Raw genomic sequence first — 22,690 nt, 5'->3', positions numbered from 1 at the left:
ATTGCGCGAGAAGAGCTTGGCAAACGCACGGAGAACTCATCGAATTCTCGGCAATACTCGGGAAAAGTGTGATCCATTTTAAGAGTAAAGCAAGTGCTGCACGGCATTGTGCCGAAACATCAATTGCCCCGAGGCTCCGATGCTGCGCTCCCTGACCCAGATGCCAGCCGACATGTCGTCGGATTCGCGCCGGCAACTGCTGAACGCCGTCACGGACCTCTTCCTGCTCGACGACGAACCGACGGAGCTCGCCAAGGAGCATTACGGCAAGATCGCATTGCACGCGTTGCCCCGCCTCGAAAACGATCACCGCAAGGACTATGCCGAGCAGGTCGCGGAGATGGAGACCCTGCCGCGCGAGGTCGCGACCTCGCTGGCCGGCGACCCCGACAGCGAGGTCGCGCGCCTTGTGCTGAAGCTCTCGCCGGTGCTGACCGACGCCGACCTCGCCGCCATCGCCGTCAGCCAGTCGCAGCGCCACCTCGCCGCCATCGCCGAACGCAGCCGGCTGTCGGAGAGCGTGACCGACATCCTGGTCGAACGCGGCGACCGGGTCGTACTCGAGACCGTCAGCAGCAATGAGGGCGCCGACCTCTCCGATCAGGGCTTCGAGCGCCTGATCGAACGTAGCGCCGGCGATGCGGGAATCGGTCTTGCCCTCTCGACGCGCTCCAATCTCAGCCCCGGCCGGGCCGACCGCGTGATGCGCATCGTCGAGGAGCTCAGCGACGAAAACGGGCTCTGGTCCAAGCCCAGCGACGAGGCCGTGACGCTTGCGCGGCAGGCGCGCCAGCATCGGCTGGAAGTGAAGCTGCTGCTGGTCGATCTCGTCGCGAACAGGCGCGCGCTCGACGACGTCGTCACCATGCTCGCCGAAGAGGACCGCGCCTATCACCTGGCGCAGGTCTTCGCGCAGATCGGCGAGATCAGCATCGAGCAGGCCTTGCGAATCCTGATGCAGCGCGATGTCAGCGGCATCGCCGTGCTGTGCCGCGCCCTGAATCTCGGTGCGCTCGCTTTCGAGGCGATCCTGACCCTGCGCGCGCAGCGCCTGCTCTTCGCCAGGAAGGCCGCCGAAGACGACCTGAAGAGCTATATGCAACTCGATTCGGCAACGGCGGAGCGCACTCTGCGCTTCCTCAAGCTCAAGATGAAACTGGCCTGAGCCGCGGCCGGCAGGCGACCCGCCACAAAACCGCGACAATCGCCACCCTTTCTGCTAGGTGTTCCACGGTTGGTCGCGAGGATGCCTTCGACGTGAGATGTTCGCTTCTCTCCGGCGCGTTATGCGCGGTCACCTTGAGCGCGGCGAGCGCCCAGGCGCAGGTCTTCCTGCCTTACAGCACGTTCGACTCTCTGCCCTCCTTCGCCTGGTCGGAACCGACGCTCGCGCCAGGCGGCGTGAAGTGGGAGGGTAACTATGCCCGCATCTCCAGCGGCTTCCAGGTGACGAGCTCGAAGCGGCTTGGCACCTCGGCCGGCCCGACCTTCGGGCTCGAAGCCGGGACGATGCGGCGCGACGGCAATTTCGTCTATGGCATCGTCGGCGCGCTGCAATATATGCCCGCGATCGGCGGCTACGGCACGCCGAGCTTCGGCAATGTCGCCTATACCCGCGACTTCGCCGGCGCCTTCCAGATCAAGGCCGGCGTGCTCGCGACGCCCGACGTCCTGCTCTACACCAAGGTCGGCATGTCGGCGGCCAATGAGACGCTGCGCTTCGGAGGCTCGCCCTGGTCGGCCCCGTTCTCGCGCTCGGATATCGCACTCAGGCCCGAGGCCTATGTCGGCGCCGAATGGGCGGTGACGAACAATCTGACGCTGGGGCTCGAAGTCGGCGTCGTCGGGCAGGCGATCCGCTGAGATTGTGATTCAAGCGGTTGCGGAACTGATTCCGCAGACGGGCGCAAGCGATTGAAGCCCCTCGAATTTCGAGGAAAAACGCGGGGAACCCCTCTCCTGCATCGAAGTCGGGTTTACCCGACTTCGACACTTTGAGTGCTGCACTCGGGCGGGCCCGAGTTCAGTGAGAGGGGCAGGGGTGAGGTGTCGGCCCCTGGACCAGTTGCGTGATGTCCTCACAGCGAAGCAGCGGTGAGGTCACAGCCAAAGCGTCAAACGGCCGACCCCTCACCCTGCCCTCTCCCTACGGGAGAGGGTTCCCCGCGGTTCCTCGCGTCGTCTTCTACCCCCCAAACTTGTTGTTCTTGGCGAAGCCTTTTGGCGGCAAGCGGCCGGATTCGCCGCGGTGGCCGAGCCATTCCATCAGCTCGCTCTGCGCCACCGTCCAGGTCCGGCCCGAGGTGTCGCGCCAGGTCAAGCCGTCCGCCAGCTTGAAGACCTTGGCGTCGGAGACGCCGCCGTCCTTGTAGCGCTGCAGGCGCACGCCCTTGCCGCGCGACATCTCGGCCACTTCCGAAATCGGGAAGCAGTTGAGCTTGCGGTTCTCGCCGATGATCGCGACATGGTCGCCCTCCGCCGGCACGGCAAGCAGGGCGGAAACCGGCGTCTCGACATTGAGCACCTGGCGGCCCTTGCGGGTGTTGGCCACGACATCATCGGTCGAGGCGACGAAGCCGCGCCCATCCGTCGTCACCATCAGAAGCTTCAGCCCCGGCCGATACGGGAAGGCCGAGACGATCTCGGCGGTCTCCTCCAGCTCGATCATCAGGCGGATCGGATCACCGAAGCCGCGCCCGCCGGGAAGCTTGGACGCCTCCAGCGTGAAGACCTTGCCGTTCGAGGCCAGCACCAGGAGCTTGGCCGTCGTCTCCGTGAAGAAGGCCGTCTTCAGCCCGTCATCACCCTTGAAGGTCAACGTCGACTGATCCTGGACATGGCCCTTGAGCGCCCGGATCCAGCCCTTCTTCGAGATCACCACCGTCACCGGCTCGCGCTCGACCATGGCCTGGGTCAGGTCAACATCGGTCGTGTCGGGCATATCGGCGAAGGAGGTGCGGCGCTTTCCGATCGCGGTCTCGGGGCCGAAGAGCTTCTTCACCTCGCGGATGTCGTGCTGGATGAGCTTCCACTGGATCGGCTCCGATCCCAACAGCTCCTCGATCTGGCTCTTCTCCTTGGTCAATTCGTCGAGCTCGGTCTTGAGCTGCATCTCCTCGAGCTTGCGCAGCGAACGCAGCCGGGTGTCGAGAATCGCGTTGGCCTGGAGCTCGGAGAGCTCGAAGAAACGCATCAGCTCGACCTTGGGCTCATCCTCCTCGCGGATGATCTTGATGACGCGGTCGAGGTCGAGATAGACGATCAAGAGGCCGCGCAGGATCTCCAGGCGCTTGTCGATCTGGCCGAGCCGGAAGCGCGAGCGGCGCAACAGCACCTCGCGGCGATGGTCGAGCCAGGCACGCAGGGCTTCGTTGAGGCCGAGCACGCGCGGCACCAGCCCGCCGGTCAGCACGTTCATGTTCATCGAGATGCGCGCCTCCAGCTCCGAGAGCCGGAAGAGCGATTCCATCATCAGATTGGGATCGACATTGCGGGCACGCGGCTCGATGACGACGCGGATGTCTTCGGCCGACTCGTCGCGCAGATCCGCGACCAATGGCAGCTTCTTGTCGTTGAGCAGCTCGGCGATCTTCTCGATCAGCCGGCCCTTCTGGACCATGTAGGGAATCTCGGTGACGACGACCTGCCAGGCGCCGCGCTCCAGATCCTCCTTGACCCAGCGCGCCCGGGTGCGGAAAGCGCCGCGCCCGGTGCGATAGGTTTCGGCCATTGAGGCCCGGGTCTCGACGATGATGCCGCCAGTGGGAAAATCAGGCCCCTGCACGAAGGTCATCAACTGTTCGGAGGACGTCTGCGGGTGCTGGATCAGATAGAGCGCCGCGTCGCAGAGTTCGGCGGCGTTATGCGGCGGGATCGAGGTCGCCATGCCGACCGCGATGCCTTGCGAACCATTGGCGAGCAGGTTCGGGAAGGCGGCGGGGAGGACGATGGGCTCCTCGTCCTCCCCGTTGTAAGTCTCGCGGAAATCGACCGCGTCCTCCTCGATACCGTCGAGCAGGAGGCGCGCGACCTCGGTCATGCGCGCTTCGGTGTAGCGATAGGCGGCAGCGTTATCGCCGTCGATATTGCCGAAATTGCCCTGCCCATCGACGAGCGGGTAGCGCTGGGCGAAATCCTGGGCGAGGCGCACCAGCGCGTCATAGACCGACTGGTCGCCATGCGGGTGGAACTTACCGATGACGTCGCCGACGATGCGGGCGCATTTCTTGTGGACCTGGCCGGGGTCGAGCCGGAGCAGCCGCATGGCGTGCAGGATGCGGCGATGGACCGGCTTCAGGCCGTCGCGCACATCCGGCAGGGCGCGCTGCGTGATGGTGGAGAGCGCATAGGCGAGATAGCGCTCTTCCAGCGCCGTCTTCAGATCGATGCGCTCGGATTCGTCCTCCGGCGGCGGCTCGACAGGCTTGCCCATGGGAATACCTTACCAACTCTCAGTGCGATCCACTCCACAGCCCTCATCCTGGGGAGCCGCGCAAGCGGCGTCTCGAAGGATGTTCCAGAAGGCGCTGGCTGGAGCATCCTTCGAGACGCACTCCCGCGGAGTGCTCCTCAGGATGAGGGCTGAGGGAAACGGCGCGAATCACTTCGCATGACGATGCCGGCTGCGTATAGCTTTCGCCAAGCGGACAAGCCCGCAAACGCGGAAAAATCAGTGGATTTTCGTCGCCAGCTCGACCAGTCGCGCCCGCTCGGCCGGCTCAGTCAGGCCACGCGGCTCGTAGAGATGGCGGCGCAGGAAGAAGCCGGTCAGCGCGAAGCCCGCCGCGATGTCGGCCGCAGTCGGCGCGCGAGCGCCCTGCCCCTCCCAGAGGAAGGCTGGAAGCGCGAGCAGGCGATCGCGATAGGGCTCGGCCGCCCGGCTGCTGACCGCCTTGCCGGATTTCGGCGAGACATGGCTGAGATCGTCCATCGCCCCCGTCACCGCGCAGCGCGTGAGATCGAGGCCAAATCCCAGCTCCGACAACATCGCCACCTCGAAACGCACCACCAGCGCCGGCGCCAGGCGCGGTTCGTCGAGATGCTGGATCAGGACGGCGAGCCCCTCATGCAGCGCCGGGTGGGGATCGCGCTCCGGCAATAGGCGCAGCAGCGCCGCGACCGTTGCCAGCCCATAGAGCGCGACCGGCGCCTCGATCAGGCGCGCCGCATGCGATTTCAGCAGTTCGACCTTGTACTCGCCGAGATGTTCGTCGAGCCGCGCTCGCCAGGTCAGCGAGACGGCGTTGCCGGGCTGGAGCGAGGCCTGCGCCTTGGACGAGCGGCCGCCGCGCACGAGGCCGAGATGGCGGCCGTGCGCGAGCGTCATCACCTCCAGGATCACGGAGCTTTCGCCATGCTGGCGCTGCCCGATGATCGTGCCTTCGTCGGTCCATTCCATCGGGGCAGTTAGAGCCAAGCGCGGGCGAGTTTCCAGCATTTCCGTGCGCAGCCCTGGCCATGACAGGAGCCTGCGCCTTGCGCCGCGGGCTCGACGCCATTGCCGCGACGCATGCCCGGCCAATTGCCCGTGATCGGCGCCTCAGGCATTGCGGATGCTCAATCGGGCTAGAGCAGGATCAATGCGAAAAAGTGGGACCGGTTTTTCGCATTGATCCTGCTCTAACTCTTTAGATGAGAGACAGATTCAGATTTCAGCTGGGATCACTTGGTGATCCCGGCTGAAATCATCCGGCTCTTGCCCCGTCATAGCTTGAGGACCGATCATGGATCTCGATCTCGCTTCACGAACCGCTCTCGTCACCGGGGCAAGCTCGGGCATCGGCGCCGGTATCGCCCGCGTGCTCGCCGGAGAAGGCGCCCATGTCACTGTCACGGCACGGCGCGGCGAGCTTCTGGACAAGCTCGTGCAGGAGATCACGGCTGCCGGCGCGCGGCCTCCGGCGATCGTGCTCGGCGACGTCACCAATGCCGGCGACGTCGCCCGCATCGTCAGCGAGGCGACCGCAGCGCTCGGCCGGATCGACATCCTCGTCAACGCGGCCGGCGGCTCGCGCCCGATCACCACGGACGCAGCGGATGCGGCCTGGGACGAGGCCTTTGCGCTGAATTTCACTGCAGCCCGCCGCTTGACCGAAGCCGTGCTGCCGGCGATGCGGGCGCGGCGCTGGGGCCGGATCGTCAATATCAGCGGCTCCATGGAGCCGCGCAGCCTGAATGCGGCGAGCGCGGCCAAGGCCGCGCTGCATCTCTGGGCGAAAGGCCTGGCCGGCGACGTCGCGGCTGACGGCGTTACCGTCAACACAATCCCGCCCGGCCGGATCAACAGCGAGCAGATCCTCAACCGGCTGCACCCGACCGAGGAGGCGCGGCAGGCCTTCATCGCCAGGAACATCCCGATCGGCTATTTCGGCGAGCCCGAGGATATCGGGCATCTCGTGGCCTTCCTGGCCTCCCCGCAGGCGCGCTACATCACTGGGGCGGTGATCCCCGTCGATGGCGGGATGCGCTATTCCGCCCATTGATGCCTAGTCGCGCCGTCAGCGCGCTGCGACCGCATAGCGCTCCGCCGGACGGGCGTTTGAAAAGTTCGGGTCATGGCGCGGCGCGCCGCGGCTTCGAGGCTGACACCGTCGCGGAGGTGTGAAGGCCTCCGAGCTGACGCATGGCGCTTTCTACCACTTCGCAGCCAAGGATGATCTGATCGCGGAGGCCTTCGCGCATCTCCTGCTGCCGACGCCGGAAAACGACCTACCCGACGACACGCTCAACCCGGCTGATCACCCGCTTCTCGCGCAGTTCGCTGATGATGGCGCTGAGATGCTTCAGGTCCCAGACCGTCAGATCGATCGTCACATCGGTGAAGTCCGGGTTCGGACGCACCATCGAGACCGCGTCGATATTGCCGTCATGCTCGGCGATCGTCGTGGTGATCTGGGCGAGCGAGCCGGGCTCGTTGATCGAGTTCAGCTTGATGCGGGCCGGAAAGCGCTGCGGCGCCTTGTCGTCGAGATCCCAGCGCACATCGAGCCAGCGCTCGGGCTCGTTGTCGAAGGCGGCGAGCGCCGTCGACTGGATCGGGTAGATCGTCACCCCCTCGCCCGGCGTCAGGATGCCGACGATGCGGTCTCCCGGCACCGCACCGCCATCGGGCGCGAAACGCACCGGCAGATCGCCGCCGAGCCCACGGATCGGGATGGCGGTGCTGTCGGCATCGGGCGCCTCGCCCGGCAGCTTGAATTTGAGGTTGTCGCCCTTGCGCAGCTCGAACCAGCCCTTGCCGTTGCCGGTGCTCGCGCCGGCCGATTTCGCCTCGGGCGCGCCGCGCTTTTCGAGCTCGAGATCGGGATAGACCGCCTTGACCACGTCGCCGGAATACATCTCGCCGCGCCCGACGGCCGCCAGCACATCATCAACCGCGGTGCGGGCAAGCCGCTTCAGCGAGGCTTTCAGCTTGTCGTCGGAGAACGGCCGCTCGGCGCGGGTGAAGGCGCGCTCCAGAATCTGGCGGCCAAGCCCGGCATATTGCCGGCGCACGGCCGCGCGCGTGGCGCGGCGGATGGCGGCGCGGGCCTTGCCGGTGACAACGAGCGATTCCCAGGCCGCTGGCGGCGCCTGCCCCTCGGCGCGGGTGATCTCGACCTCGTCGCCATTTTGCAGCTCGGTCAGGAGCGGGGCGATGCGGCCGTTGATCTTGGCGCCGACCGCGCTGTTGCCGACATCGGTGTGGACGGCATAGGCGAAATCGATCGGCGTCGCGCCGCGCGGCAAAGCGATCAAGCGGCCCTTGGGCGTGAAGCAGAAGACCTGGTCGTGGAAGAGTTCGAGCTTGGTGTGCTCGAGGAACTCCTCCGGGCTGTCGCCCTCGGCCAGCAGATCGACCGTGCGCCGGAGCCATTGATAGGCCCGGCTCTCATCGGCGAACTGGGTCAATTCGGTGGTGCGACCGTCCTTGTAATGCGCATGCGCAGCGATGCCGAATTCGGCGATGCGATCCATGGTGTCGGTGCGGATCTGCAGTTCGACGCGGCTATGGCCCGGACCGACCACGGTGGTGTGGATCGAGCGGTAGTCGTTCTGCTTGGGTGTCGAGATGTAGTCCTTGTAGCGGCCCGGCACCATCGGCCAGGTCATGTGCACGATGCCGAGCACGCGGTAGCAATCCTCCGGCGAATCCACGATCACGCGAAAGCCGAAGATGTCGGAGAGCTGCTCGAAGGAGACGGATTTGCGCTCCATCTTCTTCCAGATCGAATAGGGCCGCTTGCGCCGCCCTGAGACCTGCGCCTGGATGCCGCGCGCGGCGAGCTTCTCCTTCAGATCCTTCTCGATGATGCCGATGACCTTGCCCTCGCGCTCGGTCACCTCCTCCAGCCGCTTGGTGACGGTGGCATGCGCCTCGGGCTTGATGTGGCGGAAAGCCAGCTCCTCGAGCTCCTCGCGCAGCTCCTGCATGCCCATGCGCCCGGCGAGCGGAGCGTAGATCTCGGCGGTTTCCTCGGCGATGCGCAGGCGCTTCTCGGGCGCGACGAAATGCAAGGTGCGCATGTTGTGGAGCCGGTCGGCGAGCTTGACCAGCAGCACGCGGACATCGTCGACGATGGCGAGCAGGAGCTTGCGGAAATTCTCGCCCTGCGCTGCCTTCTTGGAGACGAGGTCGAGTTTCTTGATCTTGGTCAGCCCGTCCACCAGCCGGCGGATATCGGGCCCGAATATGCTCTCGATCTCTTCGAGCGTGGCGGCGGTATCCTCGACCGTGTCGTGCAGGACGGCTGCGACGATGGTCGCATCGTCGAGCTTGAGATCGGTCAGGAGCGCTGCGACTTCCAGCGGGTGGGCGAAGAACGGATCGCCCGAGGCGCGTTTCTGCGTGCCGTGCGCCCGCATGGCGTAGACATAGGCCCGGTTGAGCAGGTCTTCGTCGGTATTGGGGTTGTAGCTCCTGACCCGGTCAACGAGCTCGTATTGCCGCATCATGCCCATGCGGGCCCTCTGTATCTGCTTAGCGAGACTGCCTGCCTGCTTTTCATTCGATCAATCAATATCGGCGCGGGCGATGAAGGCGGCAAGGCGGATTCCTGTGAGACCGGCATGAAAAAGCCCGGCAAGGCCGGGCTTTAGCAAACGCAATGAAGATTTTGCGTGACGATCAGTCCTCGTCGTCGGCGCTCTCGGTCGGCGGCACGAGTCCGTCAAGGCCGCGGAGCAGGTCGTCCTCGCTCATGCGGTCGAACTGGACCTCGGAATCGGGCGTCGAGGCGTTCGGCACCGAGTGCGTGAGCAGCGGCACGGTCTCGGCCTCCGGCTCGTCGACCTCGACATGCTTCTGCAGCGAGTGGATCAGGTCTTCCTTCAGATCCTCGGGCTTCAGCTTCTCGTCGGCGATCTCGCGCAGCGCGACGACCGGGTTCTTGTCGTTGTCGCGGGGAACCAGAATCGACGATCCGGACTGGATCATCCGCGCGCGGTGGCTGGCGAGCAGCACCAGCTCGAAGCGGTTGTCGACCTTGTCGATGCAGTCTTCAACGGTTACGCGAGCCATGGCGCGGCTCCTTCTGATCTTAGCGATGCAGGGGAAGATGATGTGGCCCGGCCATACAGCCAATGAGCGCCGATTGCAAGATTTTGCGAGAGCAGGGTGCGAAAAAGCGGGAACCGTTTTTTCGCACCCTGCTCTCACTTTTAGATAAGAGCCCGCCCGTCCGGCTTTCGCCTCAGCCGCCGCGCATCCGCCTGACCATGTCGTCGAGGCTGGGCTCGCGCGCATCCGCGCCAAGCGCATGCCCGCCCGCCATCGTCGGCAATTCATGCTTGTCGAGCTGGGCGAAGCGCAGCCGCATCGTCGTGGCGACGCCTTCGCCGAAGGCAATCGCCTCGCGATTGCCGATCGAGGACAGGAAGTTGATCGTGCTCGCGGACGCGTCCGAGATCGCCGAGCGAATGATCTGCTGGTCGCGCTCGTTCGACAGGCGCATCGCGAAGATCGTCGAGCATTGCGACAGGATCGTCGGATCGAGTTCGCCGGGCCGCTGCGTCACGACGCCGAGATAGCAGCCATATTTGCGGCCTTCCTTGGCGATGCGGGCGATGGCCTGCCGTGTCGGCGTGAAGCCGAGCGTCGGGTCGGACGGCACATAGCGATGCGCCTCCTCGCACAGAACGAGGACTTCATAGGCACCGTGGCTCGCCACCGCGAGGTCGAAGGCCAGGCGCGACAGCACCGAGGCAACGGCATTGACGACCTCGGACGGCAGGCCGGCAAGCTGGAAGGCGGTGATCGGCCGCCCGTAATGCGGCACGCGGAAGATCTGGCTGACGATCGGCGCCATCGTCTCGATCATGTTGGCGCGGGCGAACATGAAACGGTAGCGCGGATCCTTGTGGAGCGCCTCGAGGCGCACTCTCAGCGAGCGTAGCGAGGCCCGCGGCCAGCGCAATTCATGCAGGCCGATCAGTTCGTCGATGACCGCGAAGGCGTCCTTCATCCTGTAGGGTGTCGGCAAGTCGAAGGTGTTGCCCGTCGCCTCCCCCAGGTCGCGCGGGCCGCCCATGTCAAGCGGGCGCTTGAGCAGCGTTGTGCCGAGATCACGCGCGATATCCAGTGCGGTGGGCGCACGATAACGTTCGCGCGCCGCGGCGATGACCTCGCGCAGGATGTCGGCTTCCTCATCGAGCTGCGGGCGGCCGCGGAAAACAACATCGCCGAGTTCTTCCAGCCTGAACATCCAGAACGGCAGATCGAGCCCCTCGCTGTCGATCGTCAGCGCCTTGTCGGGAAAGGCATGGGCGTATTCGTTGTGCGGATCGAGGATCAGCACGCGCAGGCGCGGACGGGCGGCCACCGCCTTGCGCAGCAGCAGGGAGACCGCGCTCGACTTGCCGACGCCGGTCGTGCCGAGAACGGCGAAATGGCGCGACAGCATGTCCTCGATGCAGACAGTCGCGGGGATGCTCGAATCCTGCGTCAGATGGCCGATGGATACGCCCGAGCGCGCGCCCAGATCGTGAACCAGAGCGAGATCGCCCGCGCGGATGCGATGGGCGATGGCGCCGATCGGCGGATAGCTGCTGATGCCGCTCTGGAAGCGCGGCGCCTCGCCATCGATGTCCGAGACTTCGCCCAGGAGTTCGACCTGGACATGAATGGCGTTGTCGGAGGTCTCGTCCCAGACCGTCTTGACCGCAGACATCTCGTAGACAAGCCCGACGGTGCGGGTATGTCCCAGGCCGATCGAGATCATCTTGCCGATCGTCCAGGAATCGGGCCCGATTGCGCTCGCTCCGGAAACCATGCTCGCGATCGTCGCGCGCGAGCCGTCGCAGGACACGACGCGGCCCAACGCGCGATCGGGCGGCTGGTTGGCGTCGCGCCGGTCGGCCGCGACATCGGTTCCGAACTGTACGGTCTTTACTGCAAGCTGCACGCCCACGGCTGCCTTTTCGCTGGTCTGATTGGATTGTGACCGTAACCCCGGCTCTTTACGATTGCCTTTAACGGGCAATGGCGCGCGAGCTGCGCTTGCGGATGCGGTTACCAAATCGCCAACAAGAGCAGCGGCATCGGACTCATCAGCGAAACTGGCCGCGCCGATCACATTCCTTGCCTTGAGCCCCGGGCCCCTCGCGTCTATGCACGCGCGATAAGAGCGAGGGACGGCGATGACGACGAACCGACTGCGGCTGGGCGTGAACATCGATCACGTCGCGACGGTGCGCAATGCCCGCGGCGGCGCCCTGCCCGATCCGGTGCGCGCCGCGCATCTCGCCATTGCCGCTGGAGCCGACGGAATCACTGCGCATCTGCGCGAGGATCGCCGCCATATCCGCGATGCCGACATCGAACGGCTGATGGCCGAGCTGACCAAACCGTTGAATTTCGAGATGGCGGCGACCGACGAGATGGTGGCGCTGGCGGAACGCCTGAAGCCGCACGCGGCCTGTCTCGTGCCGGAGAAGCGCGAGGAGCGCACCACCGAAGGCGGGCTCGACATTGTCGGCCAGCGCGCCGCGCTGACCCCACAAATCGCTCGCCTCAAGGCGGCGGGCTGCCGCGTCTCGCTCTTCATCGAGGCCGACGAGGCGCCGATCGCGATGGCCGCCGAGCTCGGCGCGCCGGTCGTCGAGCTGCATACCGGCAGCTGGTGCCATGCCGTCCAGGATGGCGAGACGGCCAAGGCGGAAGTCGAGTTCCAGCGTCTCGCCGAGGGAGCGGCCCTTGGCGCAACGCTCGGGCTCGAAGTCCATGCCGGGCATGGGCTCGACTATGAGACTGCCCGCATTCTTGCCGGCGTGCCGGGCTTCGTCGAATTCAACATCGGCCATTTCCTCGTCGGCGAAGCGATCTTCATCGGCTTCGAACAGGCGATTGCGCGGATGCGGCAGGCGATGGACCAGGGTCGCGCCGGCATCTGAGCCAAACGACGCCGCGACACAGAGCGCCCTGACATCCTTCGGGGATTGAGAAAGCAAAAACGATGACCGATCGGGACCGGCAGAACCTCACGATCATCCCGCCGAGCCATCCCTTGCGCGGCCGCGTCGCCCCGCCTGGGTCGAAGTCGATCACGAATCGCGCCTTGCTGCTGGCTTCCCTGGCGAAGGGAACCAGCCATCTCACAGGCGCGCTCAAGAGCGATGACACGCGCTACATGGCCGAAGCCCTGCGCGCCATGGGGGTCACGATCGCGGAGCCCGACGAGACGAGCTTCACTGTGACTGGAGACGGCCGGTTGCGGGAGCCTGCCGCACCGCTCTTCCTCGGCAATGCTGGCACCGCGACGCGTTTTCTGGCAGCGGCCGCGGCCCTGGTCGACGGGCAGGTCGTGATCGATGGCGACGAGCATATGCGCAAGCGGCCGATCAAGCCGCTCCTGATCGCGCTGCGCTCGCTAGGCATCGACGCGACCTCAGAGACCGGTTGTCCGCCTGTCACGATTCGCGGCACGGGCGGTTTCGAGGCTGGTCGCGTCGAGATCGATGGCGGCCTTTCCAGCCAGTATGTGTCTGCGCTCCTGATGATGGCCGCCTGCGGCTCCGGCCCTGTCGATGTCGTGCTTGCCGGCGACGACATCGGCGCACGCGGCTATATCGAGCTGACGCTCGCGGCGATGAAGGCCTTCGGCGCGCATATCGACCGCCCCAGCGCCTCCAGTTGGCGGGTCGCGCCGACCGGCTACCGCGCGGTGGATTTCGCGATCGAACCCGATGCCTCGGCGGCAACCTATCTCTGGGCAGCCGAAGCGCTGACCGGCGGTGCGATCGATCTCGGAATCGCGGCCGAGGCCTTCACGCAGCCCGATGCCCGGGCTTACGACATCATTGCCAGCTTCCCTCGCCTTCCCGCGATCATCGACGGATCGCAGATGCAGGATGCCGTGCCGACACTGGCAGTGCTCGCCGCTTTCAACGAGACGCCGGTGCGCTTCACCGGCATCGGCAATCTCCGCGTCAAGGAATGCGATCGGGTGGCTGCGCTCGCCGCCGGCCTGTCCCGGATCTTGCCCGGCCTCGGCCGTGAAGAGGGCGACGATCTGCTCGTGGCGTCCGACCCGACACTGGCCGGGCGGACTTTGCCGGCATCGATCGACACTTATGCCGATCACCGCATCGCGATGAGCTTTGCTCTGGCCGGATTGAAGCTGCACGGCATCACCATCCTGGATGCGGGCTGCGTCGCCAAGACCTATCCCGATTATTGGCAGGCTCTCGGTTCGCTCGGCGTCGCCTTTGACGGCCAGGCCCGCTGACGACAGCCAAGCCCCCGCTTTCCACTTGCCGGCGTCTCTCATCTAAGCGTGAGAGCAGCATCCATGTGAAAAACCGGTTTCCCCTTTCTCGCATCCTGCTCTAAATCCGGGACATGATCCTCGGCATCGGCTCCGACCTCTGCGACATCACCCGCATCGAGCAATCGCTTTCGCGGTTCGGCGAGCGCTTCACCCACCGCGTCTTCACCGAGGGCGAGCGCCTGAAATCGGATCGGCGCGCGACGCGGGCCGCCTCCTATGCGCGCCGCTTCGCCGCGAAGGAAGCCTGCTCCAAGGCGCTTGGAACCGGGATACGCGCCGGCGTGTTCTGGCGCGACATGGAGGTCATCAATCTCCCCGGCGGGCGGCCGACATTGCGCCTGACCGGCGGCGCGGCCGAGCGGCTCCTGGCGATGACACCGCCGGGCCATGAGGCGGTCATCCATGTCTCGCTGACCGACGACCCGCCAATGGCCCAGGCGTTCGTGGTGATCGAGGCCCGTGCGAAGGCCGTGAACTCCGCCTGAAAGGACGCCGATGCCGCCGTCTTCACAAACGGAAGCGCTAGGCGCCAAGGAGGCGGGCGCCAGGCGCAATTTCCACGATCAGGCCGGATATTGCCGCGAGCTCGGCTCGCCCTTCACAGCCGAGCTCTGCGATTTGCTGGGCAGCCGCCTCGACCATTCCAGCCGTTTCGGCCGGCGCGTGCTGGGCTGGCCAGGCAATGCCCGGGCCGATGCGCGAGAGCCGGATGATTTCAGCTGGGATCACAAAGTGATCTCAGCTGAAATCTGAATCCGTCTCTCATCTAAAAGTGAGAGCAGGATCAATGCGAAAAACCGGTTCCCACTTTTTCGCATCCTGCTCTTGCGCTGCGGGTAGCGGGCGCCTTCAACGCGTTGGCGCGGAGCGGACGGGTTCCGGCATTGCAGGAGGCCTATCCGCCGAAGCAGAGCGATCGCGAAGCGCTCTGGCTCGCCTTGGCGCGGACGATCGTCAGCCATGACGCCTTCCTGCACGATTATCTCGACAGCGCTCCGCAGACCAACGAAGTCCGGCGCAGCTCCGCCCTGCTCGGCGGCGGGCTGATCATCGCGCGCGAATTCGGCCTGCCGCTGAGCCTGCTCGAGATTGGCGCGAGCGCCGGGCTCAATCTCGGCTTCGAGCAGTATCATTACGAACTGGGAACAGCCGCTTACGGCCAGGCAGACTCCGCTGTCGTTATCCGCAGCGAATGGCGCGGCGGCCCGCCCAAGCTTGCGACGCCGCTCGCGGTCGCGAGGCGGCGCGCCTGCGACCTCAACCCGCTCGACGCGTCCTCGGACCGCGACCGGCAGCGGGTGCTGTCCTATATCTGGCCGGACCAGAGCGCGCGGGTGGAGACGACGGAAGCCGCCTTCGATTTCGCCGCCGGGATGCCGTGGCGGGTCGAGCAGGCGGATGCGGCAGCCGAGAGGTTGTTATGGACTCTGGGGCCGATGTGATGAGGTCAAAACGGCGGAGATGGGAGGAGCATTGCGCCGGCGATACCATCGGTATCGGCAAGCGATGCGACGCTGCAGCTCCGGCGTTTTCACCTCACCCGAAGGGCGCGGCGCTTTTGCGCGACTGCGGCGTCGTTCTTCGTAGCAAACCGGTAGGTTTGCGTCCTCGAACTCCTGGCATTCGCGCAAAATCGCCAGCGTCAAATCAGCCCCAGAGTCCATAACAACCTCTAGGTCGAGGCGCGTCTCGCGGAACCAACCGAAGCGGGCCTGACGCGCGTGCTGATGCACAGCATCATGTGGCAATACCTGCCGGAGAGGACGAAACAGCGCATCACGGTTGCAATGCAGAAGGCTGGCGAAGCCGCCAGCCTGGAACGTCCCCTCGCCTGGCTCCGCATGGAGGCCGATGGCGGGAAAGAGGGCGCCGCCGTGACGCTGACCACCTGGCCGAACGGCACGGAGCGCGAGATCGCTCGGGCCGATTTCCACGGCCGCTGGGTGGCGTGGTCCTGAGGCCCAGAGCATTGCGCGAAAAAGTGGGTACCGGTTTTCGGAGCAAGCTGATGCAGAACCAAAGCCCTACAGCATCAGTCCGAATGCGATACTCGGTCTGATGCTGTAGAGGCGTCAGGGCCAGCCGCTCGTCACTTCTCGTCGTTCAACCAGCGATAGAGGATACCGCCGAAGGCGCCGCCGAGGATCGGCGCGACCCAGAACAGCCAGAGCTGGGACAAAGCCCATCCGCCGACGAACAAGGCCGGGCCCGTGCTGCGCGCCGGGTTCACCGAAGTGTTGGTCACCGGGATGCTGACCAGATGGATCAGCGTCAGGGCCAGGCCGATCGCGAGCGGTGCGAAGCCGGCGGGAGCCTGCTTGCTGGTCGCGCCAAAGATCACGAAAAGAAAGACCGCCGTCAGGACGAATTCCGCCACCAGAGCCGCGACCAGGCTGTACTTGCCGGGCGAGTGGTCGGCATAGCCGTTGGAGGCGAAGCCCTTCGAGACATCGAAGCCCGGCGCGCCGCTGGCGATCACGTAGAGAAGTGCAGCCGCCGCGATCGCGCCGATCACCTGGGCCACGACATAGGGCGGGATCTGGCTTGCCGGGAAACGCCCACCGGCCGCGAGCCCGACCGTGACGGCGGGGTTGAAATGGCCGCCGGAGATATGGCCGACCGCATAGGCCATGGTGACGACAGTGAGGCCGAAGGCCAGCGAGACACCGAGCAGCCCGATTCCGACCTGCGGAAATCCGGCGGCGATGACGGCGCTGCCGCAGCCCGCAAATGTCAGCCAGAAAGTGCCTATCGCCTCAGCGACATACTTCTTCGTGTTCATAGCATTTCCCCCAAGAATCAATGCCCAGCATGCTGCATCCTAGGGTTGGTGCGGTCAATCGACGCAGTTACGCCCCAGCCCTGCGTCAAAAGCGGAGTTTGAACTTCCCGAGCCGTGCTGCGTTGCAGCAGGAGCCGACCCGTAATTTGTCGCTTCACAGGGGTGTGAATGGACCTAGCCGCGACAATGAACCAAGCCGCGACGTGGAGCCAGGCCGCGACTTGGCTCAGCATGCCGCTTTCGCTTCTGCCGCCCTGGCTGATCAGCCTTGGGGCCTTCACCCTTGCGGTGGCGCTTGCCCTGCTGGCGCATAGGACTGCCTTCGCCGTCCTGACGCGGCTCGTCAGCGGGATGGACCTGTTCTGGCGCTCCCTCGTCTCGCGCACGCACGGGCCGACACGTTTCGCCGTGATCACGGTCGCGCTCGGCTTTGCCGCGAGCGTCTCCCCGCTGAGCGAGGGGCAGGCAGTCCTGATCCGCCAGGTCCTGCTGGTCTGCTTCGTGGCGCTGGTGGGCTGGATCGCCAAGACCGCGCTGCATGTCTGGACGACGGTCTATCTACGCCGCTTCAAGCTCGATGCCGACGACAATCTCCTGGCGCGCAAGCATGTGACGCAGACCCGCATCCTCCAGCGTGTCGGCGACATCACAATCGTGATCGTCGCGCTCTCGGCCGCGCTGATGACCTTCGACGGCGTCAGGCAATACGGGGTCAGCCTGCTCGCTTCGGCGGGCGCTGCCGGCATCGTCGTCGGCCTGGCGCTCCAACCCGTCTTGAAGAACATCTTCGCCGGCATCCAGCTCGCCGTGACGCAACCGATCCGCATCGACGATGCGCTGCTGGTCGAGGGCGAATGGGGCAATGTCGAGGAGATCACCTCGACCTATGTCGTCATGCGGCTCTGGGACTGGCGCCGGATGATCCTGCCGCTGAGCTATTTCATCGAGAAGCCGTTCCAGAACTGGACGCGCGACAATGCCGCGCTGATCGGCACGGTGATGCTCTATCTCGACTACGAGACGCCGATCGACGTGCTGCGCGCCAAGGTCGAGGAGATCGCCAACGGCTCGAAGCTGTGGGACCGGCGCGTGGTCAATGTGCAGGTGACGGACTTCCGGCAATCGACGATGGAGGTCCGCATCCTGGTCAGCGCCGGCACCTCGCCACGCGCCTTCGATCTGCGCTGCGAGGTGCGCGAGAAGCTGATCGCCTTCTTGCAGCGCGAGCATCCCCGCTCGCTGCCACGGCTGCGCGCCGAGGCCAGATCGATCGAGCCTCCTGCTCCCGCCAATGCAGTAATCGCGAGGCACGCCGCCGAATAGCCGTTATTGGCTCTCAATGCGCGCTGGCAGACTTGCAGGGCCTCGGTGGCCGCCGTTGTCCGTAGCGCAACATTCCGCTAGACCGCGCATTGCAAGCCGAACCAGGAGCGCCCGCGTGGCCAACGACGCCGACATCAAGAGCAAAGCGGCCCGAGACAAGGGCGCCAAGGAGGAAGGCGGCGTTCTCGAGACGATCAAGGTCGTCGTCCAGGCGCTGCTGATCGCGCTCGTCATCCGCACGCTGCTGTTCCAGCCCTTCAACATTCCGTCGGGCTCGTTGATCCCGACCTTGCTGATCGGCGACTACCTGTTCGTCTCGAAATATACCTATGGCTACTCCAAGCATTCGGTTCCGTTCAGCCCGCCGCTGTTCGACGGACGCGTCTGGGCAGCCGAGCCCAAGCGCGGCGACATCGCCGTGTTCAAGCTGCCGAGCGACAATTCCACCGACTACATCAAGCGCGTGATCGGCCTGCCGGGCGACCGCATCCAGATGATCGACGGCATCCTGCACATCAATAATGTGCCGGTGAAGCGCGAGCGCATCGCCGACTACGTCACCACCGATAACTGGGGCCGCAGCACGCCGGTCATTCAGTATCGCGAGACCTTGCCCAACGGTGTCAGCCACGAGATCATCGAGCGCGAGGGCGACACCGGCACCTTCGACAACACCCCCGTCTTCCTGGTGCCGCCGGGGCATTTCTTCATGATGGGTGACAACCGCGACAATTCGCTCGACTCGCGCGACCGCAGCGTCGGCTTCGTGCCTTTCGAGAACTTCGTCGGCCGCGCCGAGATCATCTTCTTCTCGATCGAGGACGGCGCCTCGGCCTGGCGCGTCTGGGAATGGCCCTGGACGGTTCGCTGGAACCGCCTGTTCAGCGCGATCAAGTGAGCAAGCCGGGAGAAGGCGGGCGCAAGGCGCCGGACCTGGCGAAGCTGGAGACAGCGCTCGGCCATGTCTTCGCCGATCGCGCCCTGCTGGCCACGGCGCTGACCCATATGAGCGCCGACGGGCCGCGCCTGGGCAGCTATCAGCGCCTGGAGTTCCTCGGCGACCGCGTCCTGGGCCTGAGCGTCGCCGACATGCTGTTTCGGCGTTACCCTCTCGCCGAGGAAGGCGACATGTCGCGCCGGCTGGCCGATCTCGTGCGCAAGGAGACCTGCGCCGAGGTGGCGCTGGCCTGGGATCTGGGCCAATTCATGCGGCTCGGCGAGGGCGAGATCCTCGGCGGGGCGCGCAAGAACAAGGCGATCCTCGCCGATGCCTGCGAGGCGATCATCGGGGCGGTGTTCATCGATGGCGGCTACGAGGCGGCGCGCGGTCTCGTCGAGCGCGCCTTCGGCGAGCGCCTGCTGAAGCCGGTCCGCCCCTTGCGCGACGCCAAGACGGCGCTGCAGGAATGGGCGCAGGGCCAGGGCTACCCGACGCCGACCTATAGCGAACGCGGCCGTACGGGACCGGACCACGCCCCGGTCTTCCGCGTCGCCGTACGCATCACCGGCCTGGACGACGCCGAAGCACAGGGCCCGTCCAAGCGGCTGGCCGAGCAGGCGGCGGCGGAGGCCTTCCTGAGGCGCGACGGCCTCTGGAGCGAAACCATGGAGAGCGACAATGGCTGAGGCGGGACCATCCCCCCAGGAGAAATCTCTCCAAGAGACCCGGCCCACACGCTGCGGGTTTGTGGCGCTGATCGGCGCGCCTAATGCCGGCAAGTCGACGCTGCTCAACCAGCTCGTCGGCGCAAAGGTCTCGATCGTCTCGCGCAAGGTGCAGACGACGCGCACGCAGGTGCGCGGCATCGCGCTGTCGGGCGTGGCGCAGGTGATCTTCGTCGACACGCCCGGTATCTTCGCGCCCAAGCGCCGGCTCGACCGCGCCATGGTGACGAGCGCCTGGGGCGGCGCGACCGATGCCGACCTGATCGGCGTGCTGATCGATGTCGAGCGCTTCGACAATGAGGAGAACACCCGCCTGCTGGAGAAGCTCGCCGAGCTGAAACAGCCGAAGTTCCTGATCCTCAACAAGATCGACCTGGTGGCGAAGGAAAAGCTGCTCCAGATCACCACCCAGGTGAACGAGCTGGGCCGGTTCGAGGCCACCTTCATGATCGCGGCGCTGACCGGCTACGGCGTCAAGGATGTCCTGACCTGGCTGGAAACACGGCTGCCGCTCGGCCCCTGGCTCTACCCGGAAGACCAGATCTCGGATGCGCCTTTGCGCTTCCTCGCCGCCGAGATCACGCGCGAAAAGATCTTCGAGCGACTGCATGACGAGCTGCCCTATCGCTCCACGGTCGAGACCGAGAGCTGGCAGCAGAGGCCCGACGGCTCCGTACGCATCGAGCAGACGATCTATGTCGAGCGCGAGGGCCAGCGCAAGATCGTGCTCGGCGAAGGTGGCCAGACCATCAAGGCGATTGGCCAGAAGGCGCGCGTCGAGATTTCCGAAGCCGCCGAGGCCAAGGTGCATCTCTTCCTGTTCGTGAAGGTACGGGAGAACTGGAGCGACGACCCGGAGCGCTATCGCGAGATGGGGCTGGAGTTCCCCAAGGGCTGAGGCTCCTAGAGCCGTTCAGATCCAATTGGATCGGAAACGGCTCTAGCTCTTTGTTTTAACGCGTTTTCTTCACGCGAACCGGTGTCCACTTCGCTCGAAAACGCTCCAGGCCTCACCGCCCGCGGAAGGCCGCCGCCAGCTCCCTGACGAAGGCATGCCCCTTCGGCGTCGCGACGTTGCTGCGCAGGATCACCTCGGAACTGCCGAGTTCGGGCAGCCCCCACTGCGGCCCGACATCGACCGCGCCTTGCGGCGCGATCCGCGCGGCCAGGGGCGATACGCCGAGCCCGCCCATGACGGCGGCGAACACCGCCGCCATCCCACCGCCGATGAAAGCCTCGCGCCAGGCGATGCCGGCACGGTCGAGCACCTCAGTTCCGTGCCGCCGCAAGCCGCATTCCGCCATCAGCGAGACGACTGGTAAGGGCTCGCCCGGCTGGCGCAGCAATGTGGGCGCAGCGAACCAGCCAAAGGTATCGCGCCGCAGCACCTCCCCCGTCCGGCCCGGGCCAAAGCGGCGCAGCACCACGACATCGAGCTCGCCGCGCTCGAAAGCGTCCTCCATTACGGCCGAGGCCGCGATGCGCAGGCTGATCAGCCAGCGCGGATCATGGCCCGCAAGCCGGGCGAGCAGGACCGGCACATCGGGGCCGACCGCCTGCTCACTGATGCCGATTGCGATGCGCTCGCGCGCATCCGAAAAAGCCTCGCGCGCCCGCTCATGCGCCGCCATCAGATCGCGCGCGGCGGGCAGGAAGCGCTCACCCTCGGCGGTCAATCGCACCAGGCGCGGATGCCGCTGCAGCAAAAGGCGACCGAGCGTCTCCTCCAGGCGCTTCACCCGGACGCTGACGAGGGATTGCGTCGTGCCTAACGCCTGCGCCGCACGAGTGAAGCTGCGGAATTCGGCGGCGCCGAGGAAGGCGGCGACGGCGTCGATATCGAGGGTGGAACTCATATCATCATGAATCCGTATCTTTGATATACATATCAATACGGTTTTCAGAATTTAACGGCAAGCCTAGCTTCCTGTCACGGCGCAACTGCGTCGCCTGCACAGGAACCAGAGCCATGCCCCTGATCCGTATTTCCATGAGACGCGGCCGCCCGGCCTCCGAGCCCTCCGCCATTGTCGATGGCGTCTACCGTGCCCTGCGCGAGACCTTCGAGGTCCCCGAGAACGACCTCTTCGCCCTGATCAATCAGCATGAGGGCGACGAATTCGTCTATAATGCGAATTATTTCGGCTTTGCGCGCTCGGATGCGCTGGTGATCATCCAGATCACCGTCAACAACTCGCGCGGCGTCACGCAGAAGAAAGCGCTGTTCGCCAAGATAGCCGAAAACCTGCGCCGCGAGCCGGGGCTGCGCCCCGACGACATCTTCATCAACCTGGTCGAAACGGCGCGCGAGAACTGGTCTTTCGGAGCCGGCATCGCGCAATATGTGTGAAGCTAGAGCATTGCGCGAAAAAGTGGGCACCGGTTTTTCGCATGAGCAATGCTCTAAACTCCAGGAATCGATCACGTTTTTTCGCATTCGGACGGAACCGTCCGAATGCGCCGTGATCTTATGCGCGGACGCGCCTTGCAACCGCGCCCGATCCGACGCAAAGACGCGCGGGGTTTTTTCAGCGAGGCGCGAGCGATGACCGACGACGACGTTCTGGCCGAATTCCGTGATGCCGGTGCGCTGCTCGACGGGCATTTCATCCTGTCCTCGGGCCGGCGTAGCGCGGTCTACCTGCAGAAGATGTTCATCTTCCAGGATCCGGTGCGGACGGAGCGGCTGTGCAAGGCGCTCGCCGCCAAGATCGAAGCCGCTTTCGGGACGGTCGACTACGTCGTCTCGCCGGCGGTGGGTGGCATCGTGCCGGGTTACGAGACAGCGCGTCATCTGAAGGCCAAGGCGATCTTCGTCGAGCGCGAGGACGGCCAGTTCAAGCTGCGGCGCAGCTTCTCGATCCCGAAGGGCGCGCGCGTCGTCATGGTCGAGGACATCGTCACGACCGGCCTCTCCTCGCGCGAATGCCTGGCCTCGATCGCCAATGAACCCGGCACGATCCTGGGCGCGGCCTGTCTGGTCGATCGCTCGGCCGGCCGCGCCGATCTCGGCGTCCAACTGGTCAGCCTGATGAAGCTCGATGTTCCCGACTACGCGCCCGATGCGCTGCCGCCGGAGCTTGCCGCCATTCCCGCGGTGAAGCCGGGAAGCCGCGGCTTGAGCGCCTGATATTGCGCCTCGCCGGACTGCGGCGAGACGCCACATGACAGATTA

Annotated in this window: 20 protein-coding genes and 2 pseudogenes; 15 read left to right on the top strand and 7 right to left on the bottom strand. The window is 65.5% G+C overall.

The window, feature by feature from the left end; translation table 11 throughout:
- Positions 1-139 precede the first annotated feature (139 nt).
- Complete coding sequence (locus BMZ97_RS00960; protein WP_092164565.1) at positions 140-1,165, top strand: DUF2336 domain-containing protein; 1,026 nt, start codon at positions 140-142, stop codon at positions 1,163-1,165.
- A 92-nt stretch (positions 1,166-1,257) separates the two neighbouring features.
- Positions 1,258-1,863, top strand: a complete 606-nt coding sequence (locus BMZ97_RS00955; RefSeq protein ID WP_139221124.1) for an outer membrane protein — start codon at positions 1,258-1,260, stop codon at positions 1,861-1,863.
- Positions 1,864-2,185: 322 nt separating this feature from the next.
- On the opposite strand, the gene parC is transcribed toward BMZ97_RS00955, so the two are convergent.
- Positions 2,186-4,432, bottom strand: coding sequence for a DNA topoisomerase IV subunit A (gene parC, locus BMZ97_RS00950; RefSeq protein ID WP_092164561.1), 2,247 nt, complete (start codon positions 4,430-4,432; stop codon positions 2,186-2,188).
- A gap of 237 nt (positions 4,433-4,669) precedes the next feature.
- On the bottom strand, positions 4,670-5,398 hold the full coding sequence (gene recO / locus BMZ97_RS00945; protein ID WP_092164559.1) for a DNA repair protein RecO: 729 nt from the start codon (positions 5,396-5,398) through the stop codon (positions 4,670-4,672).
- 325 nt (positions 5,399-5,723) lie between these two features.
- Between recO and BMZ97_RS00940 the strand changes: the two genes are divergently transcribed.
- Positions 5,724-6,482 (top strand): SDR family NAD(P)-dependent oxidoreductase, encoded by a 759-nt coding sequence (locus BMZ97_RS00940; protein WP_092164557.1) that lies wholly within the window; start codon positions 5,724-5,726, stop codon positions 6,480-6,482.
- Positions 6,483-6,708: 226 nt separating this feature from the next.
- Here the strand turns inward: BMZ97_RS00940 and BMZ97_RS00935 are convergent, their stop codons facing one another.
- The 3 genes from BMZ97_RS00935 to BMZ97_RS00925 form a co-directional block, all read right to left on the bottom strand.
- A complete protein-coding gene (locus BMZ97_RS00935; RefSeq protein WP_092164554.1) occupies positions 6,709-8,934 on the bottom strand; it encodes a RelA/SpoT family protein in 2,226 nt (741 codons plus the stop codon).
- 172 nt (positions 8,935-9,106) lie between these two features.
- Positions 9,107-9,499 (bottom strand): DNA-directed RNA polymerase subunit omega, encoded by a 393-nt coding sequence (gene rpoZ / locus BMZ97_RS00930; RefSeq protein ID WP_092164545.1) that lies wholly within the window; start codon positions 9,497-9,499, stop codon positions 9,107-9,109.
- Between the two features lie 172 nt (positions 9,500-9,671).
- Positions 9,672-11,381, bottom strand: coding sequence for an ATP-binding protein (locus tag BMZ97_RS00925; protein ID WP_244546184.1), 1,710 nt, complete (start codon positions 11,379-11,381; stop codon positions 9,672-9,674).
- A 235-nt stretch (positions 11,382-11,616) separates the two neighbouring features.
- On the opposite strand from BMZ97_RS00925, the gene BMZ97_RS00920 reads away from it, so the two are divergent.
- From BMZ97_RS00920 to BMZ97_RS00895, 6 genes and pseudogenes are all read left to right on the top strand, one after another.
- Positions 11,617-12,369 carry a pyridoxine 5'-phosphate synthase gene (locus BMZ97_RS00920; protein ID WP_092164543.1) on the top strand — a complete coding sequence of 251 codons (753 nt, stop codon included), beginning with the start codon at positions 11,617-11,619 and terminating at the stop codon, positions 12,367-12,369.
- 62 nt (positions 12,370-12,431) lie between these two features.
- Complete coding sequence (locus BMZ97_RS00915) at positions 12,432-13,703, top strand: 3-phosphoshikimate 1-carboxyvinyltransferase (protein WP_092164533.1); 1,272 nt, start codon at positions 12,432-12,434, stop codon at positions 13,701-13,703.
- Positions 13,704-13,816: 113 nt separating this feature from the next.
- A complete protein-coding gene (gene acpS / locus BMZ97_RS00910) occupies positions 13,817-14,230 on the top strand; it encodes a holo-ACP synthase (protein WP_092164531.1) in 414 nt (137 codons plus the stop codon).
- Between the two features lie 79 nt (positions 14,231-14,309).
- Positions 14,310-14,429 (top strand): annotated as a pseudogene (locus BMZ97_RS31500) (DUF2332 domain-containing protein); the annotation flags it as partial.
- Positions 14,430-14,575: 146 nt separating this feature from the next.
- On the top strand, positions 14,576-15,187 hold the full coding sequence (locus tag BMZ97_RS00900; protein WP_092164527.1) for a DUF2332 family protein: 612 nt from the start codon (positions 14,576-14,578) through the stop codon (positions 15,185-15,187).
- 246 nt (positions 15,188-15,433) lie between these two features.
- Positions 15,434-15,703, top strand: a pseudogene (locus BMZ97_RS00895) (DUF2332 family protein); the annotation flags it as partial.
- Positions 15,704-15,834: 131 nt separating this feature from the next.
- Here the strand turns inward: BMZ97_RS00895 and aqpZ are convergent.
- On the bottom strand, positions 15,835-16,527 hold the full coding sequence (gene aqpZ / locus BMZ97_RS00890) for an aquaporin Z (protein WP_092164523.1): 693 nt from the start codon (positions 16,525-16,527) through the stop codon (positions 15,835-15,837).
- Between the two features lie 186 nt (positions 16,528-16,713).
- On the opposite strand from aqpZ, the gene BMZ97_RS00885 reads away from it, so the two are divergent.
- From BMZ97_RS00885 to era, 4 genes are all read left to right on the top strand, one after another.
- The gene (locus BMZ97_RS00885; RefSeq protein WP_244546182.1) at positions 16,714-17,850 is read left to right on the top strand and encodes a mechanosensitive ion channel family protein; all 1,137 of its coding nucleotides are present in this window, start codon (positions 16,714-16,716) and stop codon (positions 17,848-17,850) included.
- A 133-nt stretch (positions 17,851-17,983) separates the two neighbouring features.
- Positions 17,984-18,748: a signal peptidase I gene (gene lepB, locus BMZ97_RS00880; RefSeq protein WP_244546249.1), complete on the top strand. Its 765-nt coding sequence runs from the start codon at positions 17,984-17,986 to the stop codon at positions 18,746-18,748.
- On the top strand, positions 18,745-19,476 hold the full coding sequence (rnc, locus tag BMZ97_RS00875) for a ribonuclease III (protein ID WP_244546181.1): 732 nt from the start codon (positions 18,745-18,747) through the stop codon (positions 19,474-19,476). The genes lepB and rnc overlap by 4 nt, the downstream gene beginning before the upstream one ends.
- A complete protein-coding gene (gene era / locus BMZ97_RS00870) occupies positions 19,469-20,413 on the top strand; it encodes a GTPase Era (RefSeq protein WP_092164517.1) in 945 nt (314 codons plus the stop codon). Before rnc ends, era begins: the two co-directional genes overlap by 8 nt.
- A 112-nt stretch (positions 20,414-20,525) precedes the next feature.
- On the opposite strand, the gene BMZ97_RS00865 is transcribed toward era, so the two are convergent.
- Entirely contained in the window at positions 20,526-21,371 is an 846-nt protein-coding gene (locus tag BMZ97_RS00865) for a LysR family transcriptional regulator (protein ID WP_092164515.1), read from the bottom strand.
- Positions 21,372-21,484: 113 nt separating this feature from the next.
- On the opposite strand from BMZ97_RS00865, the gene BMZ97_RS00860 reads away from it, so the two are divergent.
- Positions 21,485-21,865 carry a tautomerase family protein gene (locus BMZ97_RS00860; RefSeq protein ID WP_092164507.1) on the top strand — a complete coding sequence of 127 codons (381 nt, stop codon included), beginning with the start codon at positions 21,485-21,487 and terminating at the stop codon, positions 21,863-21,865.
- Positions 21,866-22,060: 195 nt separating this feature from the next.
- The gene (gene pyrE, locus BMZ97_RS00855) at positions 22,061-22,645 is read left to right on the top strand and encodes an orotate phosphoribosyltransferase (protein ID WP_092166453.1); all 585 of its coding nucleotides are present in this window, start codon (positions 22,061-22,063) and stop codon (positions 22,643-22,645) included.
- The last annotated feature ends 45 nt before the right edge of the window (positions 22,646-22,690 follow it).

Source organism: Allobosea sp. OK403 (assembly GCF_900113835.1).
GTDB lineage: Bacteria > Pseudomonadota > Alphaproteobacteria > Rhizobiales > Beijerinckiaceae > Allobosea.
This window is presented reverse-complemented; position numbering and strand designations above follow the sequence as displayed.